Annotated in this window: 10 protein-coding genes and 2 tRNA genes; 9 read left to right on the top strand and 3 right to left on the bottom strand. The window is 64.3% G+C overall.

All coding sequences use genetic code 11. The annotated features are described in order from the left end of the window. Positions 1-37 precede the first annotated feature (37 nt). Genes JEY66_RS23305 through JEY66_RS23315 form a run of 3 tightly spaced genes read left to right on the top strand, consistent with a single transcriptional unit; the run spans position 38 to position 7,028 of the window. The gene (locus tag JEY66_RS23305) at positions 38-3,166 is read left to right on the top strand and encodes an efflux RND transporter permease subunit (RefSeq protein ID WP_018271711.1); all 3,129 of its coding nucleotides are present in this window, start codon (positions 38-40) and stop codon (positions 3,164-3,166) included. After that, on the top strand, positions 3,163-6,267 hold the full coding sequence (locus JEY66_RS23310; protein ID WP_018271710.1) for an efflux RND transporter permease subunit: 3,105 nt from the start codon (positions 3,163-3,165) through the stop codon (positions 6,265-6,267). The genes JEY66_RS23305 and JEY66_RS23310 overlap by 4 nt, the downstream gene beginning before the upstream one ends. Positions 6,268-6,302: 35 nt before the next feature. Then, positions 6,303-7,028: a tRNA-uridine aminocarboxypropyltransferase gene (locus tag JEY66_RS23315; protein ID WP_016842106.1), complete on the top strand. Its 726-nt coding sequence runs from the start codon at positions 6,303-6,305 to the stop codon at positions 7,026-7,028. A 90-nt stretch (positions 7,029-7,118) separates the two neighbouring features. Here JEY66_RS23315 and JEY66_RS23320 read toward each other — a convergent pair whose 3' ends face one another. Next, positions 7,119-8,258, bottom strand: a complete 1,140-nt coding sequence (locus JEY66_RS23320) for an acyltransferase family protein (protein ID WP_016842105.1) — start codon at positions 8,256-8,258, stop codon at positions 7,119-7,121. A gap of 513 nt (positions 8,259-8,771) precedes the next feature. Here JEY66_RS23320 and JEY66_RS23325 point away from each other — a divergent pair. Further along, a tRNA-Cys gene (locus JEY66_RS23325) sits at positions 8,772-8,845 on the top strand. Between the two features lie 43 nt (positions 8,846-8,888). On the opposite strand, the gene JEY66_RS23330 is transcribed toward JEY66_RS23325, so the two are convergent. Both JEY66_RS23330 and JEY66_RS23335 read right to left on the bottom strand, forming a co-directional pair. Next, positions 8,889-9,071 (bottom strand): hypothetical protein, encoded by a 183-nt coding sequence (locus JEY66_RS23330; protein ID WP_016842103.1) that lies wholly within the window; start codon positions 9,069-9,071, stop codon positions 8,889-8,891. A 424-nt stretch (positions 9,072-9,495) separates the two neighbouring features. Then, positions 9,496-10,140, bottom strand: coding sequence for a TetR/AcrR family transcriptional regulator (locus tag JEY66_RS23335; protein WP_016842102.1), 645 nt, complete (start codon positions 10,138-10,140; stop codon positions 9,496-9,498). A 94-nt stretch (positions 10,141-10,234) separates the two neighbouring features. Here JEY66_RS23335 and JEY66_RS23340 point away from each other — a divergent pair, with 94 nt between their 5' ends. The 5 genes from JEY66_RS23340 to JEY66_RS23360 all read left to right on the top strand — a co-directional run bounded on the left by JEY66_RS23340 (position 10,235) and on the right by JEY66_RS23360 (position 13,788). Next, a complete protein-coding gene (locus JEY66_RS23340) occupies positions 10,235-10,720 on the top strand; it encodes an anthrone oxygenase family protein (protein WP_016842101.1) in 486 nt (161 codons plus the stop codon). 272 nt (positions 10,721-10,992) lie between these two features. Beyond that, positions 10,993-11,067 (top strand) — tRNA-Asn (locus JEY66_RS23345). Between the two features lie 123 nt (positions 11,068-11,190). Beyond that, the gene (locus JEY66_RS23350) at positions 11,191-11,370 is read left to right on the top strand and encodes a hypothetical protein (protein ID WP_016842100.1); all 180 of its coding nucleotides are present in this window, start codon (positions 11,191-11,193) and stop codon (positions 11,368-11,370) included. Positions 11,371-11,505: 135 nt separating this feature from the next. Next, positions 11,506-12,171, top strand: a complete 666-nt coding sequence (locus JEY66_RS23355) for a protein-L-isoaspartate O-methyltransferase family protein (RefSeq protein ID WP_018271709.1) — start codon at positions 11,506-11,508, stop codon at positions 12,169-12,171. A gap of 213 nt (positions 12,172-12,384) precedes the next feature. Continuing rightward, positions 12,385-13,788 carry a TolC family outer membrane protein gene (locus JEY66_RS23360; RefSeq protein ID WP_026192785.1) on the top strand — a complete coding sequence of 468 codons (1,404 nt, stop codon included), beginning with the start codon at positions 12,385-12,387 and terminating at the stop codon, positions 13,786-13,788. Positions 13,789-13,867 lie beyond the last annotated feature (79 nt).

The following is a 13,867-nucleotide window of genomic DNA, read 5'->3' on the forward strand; positions in this document are numbered from 1 at the left end:
ACTTCGTAATGTCCGTTCTTACAGCGAGCACGCAGCCATGAGCGTCTCCGAACCGTTCATCCGCCGGCCGATCGCCACCTCGCTGCTCGGCATCGCCCTGATGATCGGCGGTGCGCTCGGCTATTGGGCGCTGCCGGTCTCGGCGCTGCCGCAGGTCGACTTCCCGACCGTGCAGGTGACGACGCAACTGCCCGGCGCGAGCCCCGACGTGGTGGCCTCGCTGATCACGGCGCCACTGGAGCGGCAACTCGGGCAGATCCCGTCACTGTCGTCGATGAACTCGACGAGCTCGTTCGGCGTCAGCCAGATCTCGCTGCAGTTCGACCTCAACCGCGACATCGACGGCGCCACGCAGGATGTGCAGGCCGCGATCAACGCCGCCGCCGGCATCTTGCCGAAGACGCTGCCGTATCCGCCGGTCTACGCCAAGGTGAACCCGGCGGACGCGCCGGTCATGACGCTCGCGCTGACCTCGGAGACGATCTCGCTGCGGGCGATGAGCGATCTCGCCGACACCATCCTCGGCCAACGGCTGAGCCAGATTTCCGGCGTCGGCCGGGTCTCGATCCTCGGCGGCCTGAAGCCGGCGGTGCGCGTGCAGGCCGATCTGGCCCGGCTTGCGGCCTATGGCATTGCGATGGAGGATCTGCGCAACGCGATCGCCGGCGCCAACGTGTCTGGGCCGAAGGGATCGCTCGACGGCGCCCAGCAATCCTACACCATCGCCGCCAACGACCAGATCGCCGCCGCCGACGCCTACCGGCCGATCATCATCGCCTATCGCAACGGCTCGCCGGTCACGATCGGCGACGTTGCCCAGATCGTCGATGGGCTGGAGAACGACCGCACCGGCGGCTGGTACCAGGGCACGCCGGCCGTCATCATCGACATCCAGCGCCAGCCGGGCGCCAATGTCATCGACGTCGTCAAGCAGATCCGCGGCGAAATCCCGCGGCTGCAGCGGGCGGTCCCGGCCGGCGTCAAGCTGACCATCGTCTCCGACCGTACCGTGACGATTCGCGCCTCGGTGCGCGACGTGCAGTTCACGCTGATCCTGAGTGTCGTGCTGGTGACACTGGTGGTGCTCCTGTTCCTGCGGTCGCTGCGCGCGACCCTGATCGCCGGCGTCGCGCTGCCGCTGTCGCTGATCACGAGCTTCGGCATCATGTATTTCGCGGGCTTCAGCCTCGACAACCTGTCGCTGATGGCGCTGACCATCGGAACCGGGTTTGTGGTCGACGACGCCATCGTCATGATCGAGAACATCGTCCGCCACATGGAAGGCGGCGAGACGGTGATGGAGGCCTCGCTGAAGGGTGCCAGCGAGATCGGCTTCACCGTGATCTCGCTGACGGTGTCGCTGATCGCGGTGTTCATCCCGCTGCTGTTCATGTCCGGCCTGGTTGGTCGCATGTTCCGCGAATTCGCGCTCACCTTGACGATCGCGGTGGTGACCTCGGCGATCGTCTCGCTGACGCTGACGCCGATGATGTGCTCGCGGCTGCTCAAGAACATCCATGAGGAGATGGCGGTCCCGGGCCTGGCCGCGGTCAGCCGTTTCATCGACCGCATGGTGGAGTTCTACCATCGAACGCTGCTCTGGGTGCTGCGGCGCCAGCGCGCGACGCTGCTGGTGACGTTCGCGACCATCGCGTTGACGCTGATCATGTATGTGTTGGCGCCGAAGGGTTTTCTGCCGCTGCAGGACACCTCGTCGATCACGGCGGTGACCGAGGCCGGACCCGACGTCTCGTTCGCCGAGATGCAGCGGCGTCAGAGCGCGGTCTCAAACATCATCAAGGCCGATCCTGATGTGGTTGGCGTGGTCTCGGTGATCGGCTCGGGCTCGGTCAATCCGACCACCAATGTCGGCCGTCTGGTGATGACGCTGAAGCCGCTCGACGAGCGGCGCGAGGGCGTCGTCAAGGTGATCGAGCGCCTCAAGCAGAAAGTCGCGGCGGTGCCCGGCATGACGGTGTACTTCCAGCCGGTGCAGGACGTGCAGATCTCGACCCAGTCGAGCCGCTCGCAATACCAGTACACGCTCACCGCGACCGACGCCGCCGAGGTCTCGCAATGGGCGCAAAAGCTCGTCGCCGAGATGCGGCGCGACCCGATCTTCCGCGATGTCTCCTCGGAGGCGCAGGAGGGTGGCCTGCGCGCGGCGCTCGACGTCAACCGCCAGCGTGCCGGCCAGCTCGGCGTCAGTCTGCAGGGCGTCACCGACACGCTGAACGATGCCTTCGCGCAGCGGCAGATCTCGACGATCTACGGCCAGGCCAACCAGTACCGCGTCGTGCTCGAAGCGCTGCCGATGTATCAGCGCGACCCGTCGATCCTCGACAAGCTCTATCTGCCCGGCGCCAACGGCGCGCAGGTGCCGCTGTCGGCGGTGGCGACGCTGGTCCGGACCACGGCGCCGCTCGCGATCTCGCACCAGGCGCAATTCCCGTCGGTCTCGCTCAGCTTCAACCTGGCGCCGGGCGAGGCGCTGGGCGACGCGGTCGCGGCCGTAAAAGCCATCGAGAGCAGGATCGGGATGCCCGGCAGCATCGTCGGGATCTATTCCGGCGACGCCGCCGAATTCGCGCGCTCGCTCGCCGGGCAGCCCTGGCTGATCCTGGCGGCGATCATCACGATCTACATCGTGCTCGGCGTGCTCTATGAGAGCTACATCCACCCGATCACCATCCTGTCGACGCTGCCTTCAGCCGGCGTCGGCGCCATCCTCGCCTTGATGCTGTGCGGGCAGGACCTCTCGGTGATCGGCCTGATCGGCATCATCCTGTTGATGGGCATCGTCAAGAAGAACGCGATCATGATGATCGACTTCGCGCTGGAGGCCGAGCGTCACCAGGGCATGTCGTCCTATGACGCCATCGTGCAGGCCTGCCTGCTGCGCTTCCGCCCGATCATGATGACGACGCTGGCGGCGCTGTTCGGCGCGCTGCCGCTCGCGATCGAAAGCGGCACCGGCGCCGAACTGCGCTTCCCGCTCGGCATTTCGATCATCGGCGGCCTGCTGCTGAGCCAGTTGCTGACGCTCTACACCACGCCGGTGATCTATCTGGCGCTCGACCGCCTCAACCGCCGGATCGAGCGGGCCGTGCCGGAGCCGGGTCCCAGCGGCCCGCCGATCGCGGGCGCCACCGAGGGCATGCAGTGATCTCGATCTCGGAGCCCTTCATCCGCCGGCCGGTGGGCACCACCCTGCTTGCGATCGGGCTGTTCCTGGTCGGGATCGTCGCCTACCATTTCCTGCCGGTGTCGTCGGTCCCGAATGTCGATTTCCCGACCATCCGGGTGTCGGCGAGCCGGCCGGGGGCCGATCCCTCGGTGATGGCCGCGACCGTTGCCGCACCGCTGGAGCGCAAGCTCGGCACTATTTCGGGCGTCGACCAGATCACCTCGACGAGCTCGCTCGGCACCACCAGCATCCAGGTGCAGTTCTCGATCGGCCGCAACATCGACCGCGCCGCGCGCGACGTGCAGGCCGCGATCAACGCCTCGCTCGCCGATTTGCCGAGCGACCTGCCGTCGCTGCCCAGGTTCCGCAAGGCCAACCCGGCCGCGTCGCCGGTATTCGTGCTGGCGCTGACCTCGAAGACGATCTCGACCAGCGCGATGTACGACGTCGCCGACACGGTGCTGGCGCAGCGCATCTCGCAGGTGCCGGGAGTGGGCGAGGTGACCGTCAGCGGCGCCGACCAGCCGGCGGTGCGCATCGCGCTCAACCCGGTGTCGCTGGCGAACGCCGGAATCGCGACCGACGACGTCCGGCTCGCGATCATCAATGCCAACCCGCTGGGGCCGGTCGGCATCTTCAATGGCGGCCGGCTGAGCGAGACGCTCTCGATCAACAAGCAGATGCGCACCGCGGCCGAATTCCGCGACGTCGTCATCAAGAGCTCGAACGGCAATTACGTCCGCCTCGCCGACGTCGCCGAGGTCGAGGATTCCGTGCGCAACTCGCGCTCGATCGCCTGGTTCAACAAGCAGCCGGCGGTGCTGATCCAGATCACCAAGCAGGGCGACGCCAACGTCATCGACACCGTCGACGGCGTTCGCAGGATGCTGCCGGAACTGAAGAAATGGATTCCGGCGGGCGTCGAGATCTCGACCCTGGTCGATCGCACCGGAACGATCCGCGCCAGCGTCGAGGACATGCAGTTCACGCTGCTGGCGACCGCTGTGCTTGTGATGATCGTGGTGTTCGTGTTCCTGCGCCGGGTGGTGCCGACGATCGCCGCCGGCGTGTCGGTGCCGCTGGCGCTGGCCGGCACCTGCGCCGGGATGTGGCTCGCCGGCTTCTCGATCGACAATCTGTCGCTGATGGCGCTGGCGATCTCCGTCGGCTTCGTGGTCGACGACGCCATCGTGATGATCGAGAACATGTACCGCAATCTCGAGCAGGGCATGGCGCCGTATCCGGCCGCGGTCGAAGGCGCCAAGCAGATCGGCTTCACGGTGCTGTCGATCTCGCTGTCGCTGATCGCGGCCTTCACGCCGCTGATCTTCATGGATGGCATCGTCGGGCGGCTGCTGCGCGAATTCTCGCTGACGCTGGTGTTCGCGATCGCGGTCTCGACCGTGGTGTCGCTGACCATCACGCCGATGATCTGCGCGCATTACATCAGGGAGGCGACCTCGGATCACGCCACCTGGTACGACCGCGTCATCGAAGGCACGCTGTCCCGTGTCGTGGCGTTCTACGCATCGACGCTGCGGATCGTGCTCGGCTATCCCTTCCTGACCCTGGTGGTGTTCTTCGCCACCGTCGCGCTGACGGTGACGCTCTACATCAAGACGCCGAAGGGCTATTTTCCGACCGACGACAGCGGCTTTGTGATCGGCTCGACGCGGGCGTCGGCGGATATCTCGTTCCAGGCGATGCTTCAGCTGCAGCAGCGGCTCGCCGACATCGTGATGGCCGACCCCGCGGTCGCCGGCATCGGCTCGTCGGTCGGCTCCGGCGGCGGTCCGGGCGGCGCCACCTCCAACCGCGGCACCATGTTCATCAGCCTGAAGCCGCCGGAGGAGCGGGGCGGCCTGTCGACCGCGCAGGTGATCGACCGGCTGCGCCGCAACCTGTTCATGGTGCCGGGCATCCGCCTGTTCATGTTCGCCGCCCAGGACATCCGCACCGGCGGCCGGCAGAGCGATTCCGACTACCAGTACACGCTCGCCTCGACCGACCTCGAGCTGTTGCAGAAATGGGCGCCGATCGTGGCCAAGCGCATGGAGACGGTGGAGGGAATCACGGACGTCTCCTCCGACCGCGATCCCGGTGGCCTGCAGCTCAACCTCGTGATCGACCGCAAGACCGCCTCCAGCCTCGGCGTCCGCGTGCAGGACATCGACAACGCGCTCAACAATGCCTTCTCGCAGCGGCAGATCTCGTACATCTACACCCAGCGCAACCAGTACGTGGTGGTGCTCGAGATCGATCCGAAATTCCAGAGCGATCCGTCGAACCTCGAGCGCATCTATGTTGCCGGCGCCAATGACGTGCAGGTGCCGCTGTCGGCGCTGGTGCACTACCAGCGCGGCCTGTCGGCGCTCGCCGTCTATCACTCCGGCGGCTTCCCCTCGACCACGGTGTCGTTCAACCTGCTGCCGGACGTGCCGCTGGAGGTCGCGACGACGAACATCCAGCAGGCGGTCGACGAGCTGCACATGCCCGAGGGCATTCGCGGCAGCTTCGACGGCAATGCCGGCGATTTCAACAAGACCAGCGGGCGGCAGCCGCTGCTGATCCTCGGCGCGCTGGTCGCGATGTATATCGTGCTCGGCGTGCTCTATGAGAGCCTGGCGCATCCGATCACGATCATCTCGACGCTGCCGTCGGCCGGCCTCGGCGCCTTGCTCGCCTTGCAGGTGACCAACACGCCGCTGACGGTGATCGCCTTCGTCGGCATCATCCTCTTGATCGGCATCGTCAAGAAGAACGGCATCATGATGGTCGACTTCGCGCTCGAAGCCGAGCGGCATCAGGGCCTGTCGTCGCGGGACGCGATCTTCGAGGCCTGCCGCGCGCGCTTCCGTCCCATCCTGATGACGACGATGGCCGCGCTGTTCGCCGGCATTCCGCTGGTCATTGCGACCGGCCCGGGCACCGAGCTGCGCCGGCCGCTCGGCATCACCATCATCGGCGGCCTGTTCGTGTCGCAGATCCTGACGCTCTACACCACCCCGGTGATCTATCTGCTGATCGACCGGCTGCGCCAGCGCCGCGAGCCGTCAGGCGTGCACGCACCCGCGGAATAGTTTGAATTGCGCGGTTGCAAGCGTATAGCGGAGCGATGTCCGAACCGACCGAAGCAAAAACCGATATTGTCGCCGAGATCGAGGAGTGCCCGCATTGCGGCAAGCCGCTGCCGCTGTGCATCTGCGACAGCGTTACGCCGATCGAGAGCCGCATCCAGCTCCTGATCCTGATCCATCCGCAGGAGCAGGACAGGGCGCTCGGCACCGCGCGACTGTTGGCGCGGCATTTCGAGAACGCCGTGGTCCGGATCGGGCTGTCCTGGCCGAGCCTTGCCAAGGCGCTCGGCCGGCCGGTGCCCGATCCGTCGCGCTGGGCGGTGCTCTATCTTGGCTCGGCCAAGGTCGAGGATCTCGATACCGATGCCGAGATCGTTGCGATCAACCGCAAGGGCGAACTCGAGCCGCATCAGCGCGCGATCCTCTCCGACATCGAGGGCATCGTGCTGCTCGACGGTACCTGGAGTCAGGCCAAGGCGCTGTGGTGGCGCAATGCCTGGATGCTGAAGTGCCAGCGAGTGATTCTCGGGCCGAAACGGCCCTCGCTCTACGGCCAACTCCGCCGGGAACCGCGCCGCGACGGCCTGGCCACCATCGAGGCGGCCGCGATCCTGCTGGCAGGGCTGGAGAAGCGGCCGGACATTGCCGCGACGTTGTCAGGTAGTTTCGAGCGCATGCTGGCCAGGTTCCGGGAAGTGCAGGCCAAAATGCCGGAATTGGCGCCAAAACCAAAGAAGCGGGATTTCCGGAGGCGCCGGCGTTAGCCATCCGGCTTGGCTGCCTATCGGAGCCAACTGGCGGTTGCGGACGGTCTACCAAGCCAAATGCCTTTGGCGCTGGCGGGGTATTTCTCACTAGCAACCTGATTGTGGGAACCGGACCGCAGTTGGGTGGACTGCCGCTGGCTCGGGAAATTCCGTCCCTTCAGGCGCTGTCGATCGGCGGTGAGCGAGCCTCCGGATGGCGTCGCGCGCGGGCACCTCGATCTTGAAGTAGGTGACGGTCGAGACGACAAGCGTCGTTACGATGAGGACGGTATAGGTCAGCACTGGCCAATGGTCGGGCGCGAAGCGGACGAATACCGCGAAAACGATGAGATGCACCATATAGACCGAGTACGAGATCAGCCCCAAAAAATGCAGAACATGGGACGCCAAAAGGCGAGATGAGGCCGAGGTTTGAGCTGTCGCGGCAAGCACGATGAGTGGCAAGAGAAACAAAACGGCCTGCGACGCCACGAGGCCATAGTAACCCAGTGTCAAAATGACAACGAAACCAGCCCAGATCGCCGCTGAATATCTTGTGCAGAAGACATAGAGCCCGTCCCGCTTCTCAAAGCTTGCGAACACAATCCACCCGGCGGTGAATCCACAAACCCCCCGACACAGATTTACCCAATAGCTCCATTGGCTTTCGGGGACATAGAGCTGGACCGCCAGCGTGCGTACGTCGAAATAGTTCGTGAACATGAGGTGGGCTGCGGTCGACAAGCCCATGATGCACAGCAGCTTCGCTGCTACCGAGCGTGGGGCTCTTAACTGCAGCAGTATTGGAAACAGCAGAATGTAGCAAAACCATTCGACGGAGATCGACCACGCCGGAGTATTCCAATGCACCCCGGATCCTATGATCGGCCATGAATTGAGCAGGGGCAGTTGCAGGACCAGATCGAATACGGCCGCCTCACGCAGATAGTTGGCCGGAGCGAGGAACAGCCACATCGCTCCTGTGATGACGAGCGTTAGCAGATACAATGGATAGAGCCTCGCTATGCGAGCCACCATAAAATTCGAGAACTGAAACGAGTTCCGGGGATAGGCATAGGCGAGCGTGAAGCCGCTCAAGCAAAAAAACAGATCGACGGCCGCATTGGGCCAATTCAGATAATACGGCATCGGCATCTTGAAGTGCGCCAGGGCAACTATTGCTGCAGCCAATCCACGAAGCCCTGTGAGCGCCTTCAGATCTGGCCGCCGCCTATGGATCGGGCCCATGCTCAACCTGTGATACGAATTCCAATCGTCGCAGTCGCAGTGCGAGCTGCAACTTCTAACGTTGCGTCGGTTTGTAGCAACCCTTGCGGGTGTAGATCCTAAGCCAGGGTTACCCGCTCACTAATCGCCACAGCCGGCGACATAAATCTTGGTTTCTCATCTCGCTGCTTGGCCATGCGCTTGGCGTCATGCTTGCTCAACTGCTTCATGAAAGTCGCAGTGGGTGTGGGCCGTCCTCGAATTGCGCAAACGCCAGCATGCGCTCGGCGGCGTCGTTCACTATGAGGGCTTCGCTGCGCTCTTCGAGCCGCCGCGGCATGACGAAGGGAACTGGTACTCAGCCGTGGCGGGGTTTCGATCCGGTATTCTGGCTATGCCGGGAGCCTAGCCAGAACAGACCGGGCACGACAGTTTCGGAAATCACACGGAACGGGAGTTTCGGAAATCTGCGAAAAGGCGACTTGGCCGCCTTGCCTAAGCCCTTGTGGGTCTGTATCAATCCGCCCGCGTCGGGGCCACGTGGCGGAGTGGTTACGCAACGGTCTGCAAAACCGTGTACACCAGTTCAATTCTGGTCGTGGCCTCCACTCATCTCATCAATGGCTTGCAGCCAGCCAATGAGAAGCCGCATTAGCTCGCGGCGTACCAACCTTCAGGAAACGGAATCAGCGGCCACGGCGCCTGGTTGTCATTGGCCGCGCGCGGTGGCGGCTGAATGCGGGGCGAGGGCTGAGCCACAAGATCCTCCTGAGCAATGGGCGCGATCGCCGTTCGCACGGCGTCCAGCAGCAGATCAAATTCGACTTCGCTCATCGCGCTCTCCGAGGTTCGAGAGCGCCATGGTCGCAAAACTGTCTTCGGTCCGGATTGAGCGATTCGTTCGAATTTTATGAAAAGAACGATGGCGCCCGTGTTGGTTAATAAACCGTTGGTGACCCCTTCGGGAACCTAGGTCGGCGTGGCCGCACCTCATGTGAGACAGATCACATCTTGCGAAAAACTCTGCCCGGAATTCCCGGCAAGACTCATAGCCGTCAAATATCGCAGGAATTTTAGGGAGCCGTGACAATGAGGGCGTGCATCGCGGGACGCAGGCCGCCTCGATCCTCGACTCTTGCCGACATGGTTTCTCCAGTGGGCAGCGTTGCGCGCTGCGGGCAGCGCCCAACAGCGCAAATCGCCTCCGCCCGCTGTTGATCGCCTCGGGCCGGAGGAAATTCCCGACGTTTGCGCGCAGTTATGTCAGCCCGGCGAGGTCGTGCGGCAGCATGGTCTTGAACTGCGTCAGCGCCTGCCGCGCCTTCCGCGGTGGCAGCGCGATCGCGTGACGCACGGCGGCGGCTATCAGCGTCATGGTCAGTGCTGAAAAGGTGGCGAGGGCGGCAGTCGGCATGTCGGGCGCAATCCGCCTGATCGCGTCGGACAACAGGCCGGAGAGCACGGCCATGTCGTCCGCATCAAGCTTCTGCAGGGCGCGGTCGGCCTGCGTCGCCTGCCAGATGTCGCGCATGACAGGCTCGCGCATGAACATCTCGTAGTAGCTGTCGACGATCCGGCAAAGCGCCGGGTGCAGGTCGCGCGCGGTCGCCACCGCGGCCAGATCGCGCCTGACGCAATCGCGCCCGACCGCGTTATGGCGTTCGGCCAGGGTGCCGATGATTGCGGCCTTGTCCGGGAAATATTGATAGAGCGAGCCGAATGCGACGCCGCTGCGCGCCACAATGTCGCTCATGCGGAAGGCCTCGCTGCCCTTTTCCGCCATGATCTCGGCCGCGCAGGCGAGGATGCGCTCGAAGCGCTCGCGGCTGCGCTGCTGAGTCGGGGCAAGCCGCGCCAGCCCGGGCAGGGGGACTTCCGCGGGCGCGGCCTTTCGTCTCGACATCTCTCTCTTCCCTGCGATCGGGGTTGACGGCTCTAATACGAGAGTTTATCGCGTTTCACAAATACGAGTATATCTCGCATTTGGAGGCGGAACGATGCGCCAGATCCTGACCTCGGGCTTGCTGTGGTTTTCCGCGCTCGGCTGCGGCTTGCTCGCCGGGCTCTATTTCGCGTTCTCGGCTTTCGTCATGACCGCGCTCGGCCGGATCGATCAGGCTGCCGGCATCTCGGCGATGAACGCGATCAATGTCGATATCGTCCGCTCGCCGTTCATGCCGGTGTTCCTCGGCACCACGCTGTCCTGCGCCGTGCTGGTCGTGCTCGGCGGGCTCAGATGGCAAGAGCCGGGCGCGATTGCGATGATTTGCGGCGGCGGCCTCTATGTGGTCGGCATGTTCGTCGTCACGGTCGTCTTCAACGTTCCTCTGAACGATCAGCTTGCGGCTACCGACCCGGTGGGCACGTCGGCGACATCGGTCTGGGCGCGCTATCTCACTGACTGGACCTTCTGGAACCACGTGCGGACCATCGCCTCGCTGGCCGCGACCGCGCTGTTCATCGTCGCCATTGCCGGGCGATAGCCCGCCCCGTTTGCGCGAGGAACTGGGCTATGGCGCCCCTGACAGAATCACGGGCGCGGCGCGACCGCCGCGCTGGCGGTGTTTCCAGGCGCCCGCAGGAGCGGCGGCCGGGCCGGCGGGCTGGGCATGTACCACGCCGGGAGATGGGTAAGCCCTTGTATCGCAGAGGCTTACCGTGCGCGCTAAAGTTTCGCCGGAGGAGCCATTTGGTTCTTTGCAAGGCCGAAAGGCTTTGTTATACGCTGCCCGCTCGCGAACAGATGTTCGCCTATTCCTCGGTAGCTCAGCGGTAGAGCATTCGACTGTTAATCGAATGGTCGCTGGTTCGAATCCAGCCCGGGGAGCCAGTTCGGTCTGGCCCCATCAACAATCACAAGCCCGTGGTCCGCAGCGGACAGGCCGAAAACGTCGTCAAATCGACTCAATAGCCGTCGACACTTGCTCTCGCCGGGTCCTGAGAGGTGATTTTGATGGCCATTAACCTGATCGACCTGTCGATGCCGCAGCCGACGCTGGTTCCGAACGATGCCCCCGACATCAGCGATGATGAGTGCGTTCGCCGGCTCGCGAGGGCCGTCGAGGAGCATGATTCCGAGCATCTCGATGAAGTGGCCCGCCTGATCGGCCGACTCGCCGTCACGATCGAATAGACCGCGCCGTGGAGCGCGTTTTGGAAGCGCGTTTGCGCGCCAGCGGCGTGTTGCGTTTTGGCGGAGCTTGTTCCAAAAGATGGCCCTGTTCTAGCTTCTCCAGCGGCAATGCCGCGACTTGCAGGGTCTCCGCCAATGACCGGTTTTTCGACCGCGCGCCAGTATATGGTCGATGGTCAGGTGCGTCCGAGCGACGTGACCGATGATCGTATTCTCGATGCCATGCTGACCGTGCCGCGCGAGGTCTTCGTGCCGGCCGACAAGCAGGCGCTGGCCTATCTCGACCTCGACCTCGATGTTGCCGAGGGCGGTGCGACGCGGCGCTGCCTGATCACGCCGGCGCTGCTCGCCCGGATGCTCCAGGCCGCCGAGATCAAGTCCACCGACCGCGTCCTGGTGGTCGGCTGCGCGACCGGCTACGCCGCCGCCGTCGTGGCGCGCTTTGCCGCAGACGTCAGCGCGACCGAAAGCGATCCGGCGCTTGCCGAAAAGGCGACCACAGCCTTCGCCCAGCTCGGGATCGAGAATATCACCGTCAAAACGGCTGCGGCCGCCGACGGCAATGCCGCGGGCGCCCCGTTTGACGTCATTATCCTCAATGGTGCGACGGAAATCGTCCCGACCGGGCTGTTCGGCCAGCTCAAGGAGGGGGGCCGGCTGGTCGGGGTGTTCGGCCTGTTGCCGCCGCCGCGCGCCACCCTGGTGACGCACTCCCACGGGGATTTCGGCCATCGCGAGCTGTTCGACGCCTCGGCCCCCGTTTTGCCGGGATTCGAGCGAGTTCCCGCCTTCGTGTTCTGACGCTATCGCGGCGCACCGGCTGATAAAATCCCGTTCCGAATCAGAAGTGTGGCCCGTTTGCCCCATGTGAAGAGTTTCGACCGTGTTCCGTTGCGGGGTAGTTCCGTTGGCCCTAGCTGCGGACTAAGGTGAGGCGGGACTCACTTCGACTGAAGCGACCGCCGGACTGATTTGCGTGTGGAGACGGCGACTACAATGATTGGATTTCCGGGGATGCGTGGGGTGAAGGTTGTCACCGCGGCTGCGACTGCCGTCCTTCTGTTGGCGGAGATGGGCCCTGTGCCCGCACTCGCCGATACAATCGAGGCCGCTTTGGTGCGGTCCTACCAGAACAATCCCCAGCTGAACGCGCAACGCGCGCAGGTGCGGTCAACTGACGAGAACGTTCCGCAGGCACTGTCGGGCTACCGCCCGAAAGTCGCACTGACGGCAAGCGCGGGGTACCAATACACCGATACGCTGACGACACAGGGCGGCGACGCGAACAATCTTGTCCGCACCCAAATCCATGGCGCCAACGCGCCACGCAGCGCAGGCCTCACGGTCAACCAGTCGCTGTTCAACGCGCAGAACGCGCCCAGGGTGCGCGCGGCGGAAAGCCAGGTCTCGGCGGCCCGCGAGGCCCTGCGTGTGCTCGAGCAAACCGTGATCCTGAGCGCGGCCACGATCTACATGGATTATCTCCGCGACTCCGCCATCGTCGAAGTTCAGCGCAGCAACACGCGCGTGCTGGAACAGACGCTGAAGCAGACCCAGGATCGCTTCAATGTCGGCGAAGTGACGCGGACCGACGTCGCGCAATCCGAAGCGCAGCTTGCGGCTGGCAAAACCCAGCAGCTCACTGCCGAATCGAACCTGACGACGACGCGATCGAATTTCCGCCGCATCATCGGCAACGAGCCGCAGAATCTCGCGCCGGGCTCGCCGGTCGACCGCTTCCTGCCAACGACGCTTGCAGCCGCCGTCGAACTCAGCCTGACCCAGAATCCGAACGTCACCTCGGCGATGTACGGCGTCGACGTCAACTTCCTGCAGGTCAAGGTCAGCGAAGGTGCGCTGTTCCCGTCGGTCAACCTGCAAACGTCCGTGCAGCAGCAATACGAGCAGACCATGATCAGCCAGCGCGCATTCAGCGCGGGAACGGCGGTCCAGCTGTCGGTGCCGCTCTACCAGGGCGGTGCGGAATACTCGCTGATCCGCCAGTCCAAGGAATCGCTGGCGCAGCAGCGCCTCGTTCTCGAACAGACCCGCGATCAGGCGCGCGCCAACGTCGTCACCGCATGGGGCCAGCTGGTCGCCGGCAAGTCGCAGGTGGCATCGGCACAGGCGCAGGTGACCGCGTCGGAGATCGCCCTGAACGGCGTGCGCGAAGAGGCCAAGGCCGGTCAGCGCACCACGCTCGACGTGCTCAACGCGCAGCAGGCGCTCGTCAACGCCCGCAACGCGCTGGTCACCGCGCAGCACGACCGCGTCGTCGCGTCCTATAACGTGCTGAGCGCAGTTGGCCGCTTGTCGCCGCAGGTGATGGGTCTTTCGACCAACGTCTACGATCCGAGCGTGCATTACCAGCAGGTTCGTGACAACTGGGCCGGCGTACGCACGCCCGACGGCCGCTAAACACCTTCGCATCATCATCGCTTGTCGCGTCATGTTTGTGGTTCTGAGTTAATCAGGACCACAAACAGGCGCGTTTGCT

It is taken from the genome of Bradyrhizobium elkanii USDA 76 (genome assembly GCF_023278185.1).
GTDB lineage: Bacteria > Pseudomonadota > Alphaproteobacteria > Rhizobiales > Xanthobacteraceae > Bradyrhizobium > Bradyrhizobium elkanii.

Coding starts and splice junctions, on each gene's coding strand:
- JEY66_RS23315 (WP_016842106.1), top strand. CDS start 6,303: ATGTCCGAACCGACCGAAGCAAAAACCGATATTGTCGCCGAGATCGAG.
- JEY66_RS23305 (WP_018271711.1), top strand. CDS start 38: ATGAGCGTCTCCGAACCGTTCATCCGCCGGCCGATCGCCACCTCGCTG.
- JEY66_RS23350 (WP_016842100.1), top strand. CDS start 11,191: ATGGCCATTAACCTGATCGACCTGTCGATGCCGCAGCCGACGCTGGTT.
- JEY66_RS23320 (WP_016842105.1), bottom strand. CDS start 8,258: ATGGGCCCGATCCATAGGCGGCGGCCAGATCTGAAGGCGCTCACAGGG.
- JEY66_RS23335 (WP_016842102.1), bottom strand. CDS start 10,140: ATGTCGAGACGAAAGGCCGCGCCCGCGGAAGTCCCCCTGCCCGGGCTG.
- JEY66_RS23330 (WP_016842103.1), bottom strand. CDS start 9,071: ATGAGCGAAGTCGAATTTGATCTGCTGCTGGACGCCGTGCGAACGGCG.
- JEY66_RS23340 (WP_016842101.1), top strand. CDS start 10,235: ATGCGCCAGATCCTGACCTCGGGCTTGCTGTGGTTTTCCGCGCTCGGC.
- JEY66_RS23355 (WP_018271709.1), top strand. CDS start 11,506: ATGACCGGTTTTTCGACCGCGCGCCAGTATATGGTCGATGGTCAGGTG.
- JEY66_RS23360 (WP_026192785.1), top strand. CDS start 12,385: ATGCGTGGGGTGAAGGTTGTCACCGCGGCTGCGACTGCCGTCCTTCTG.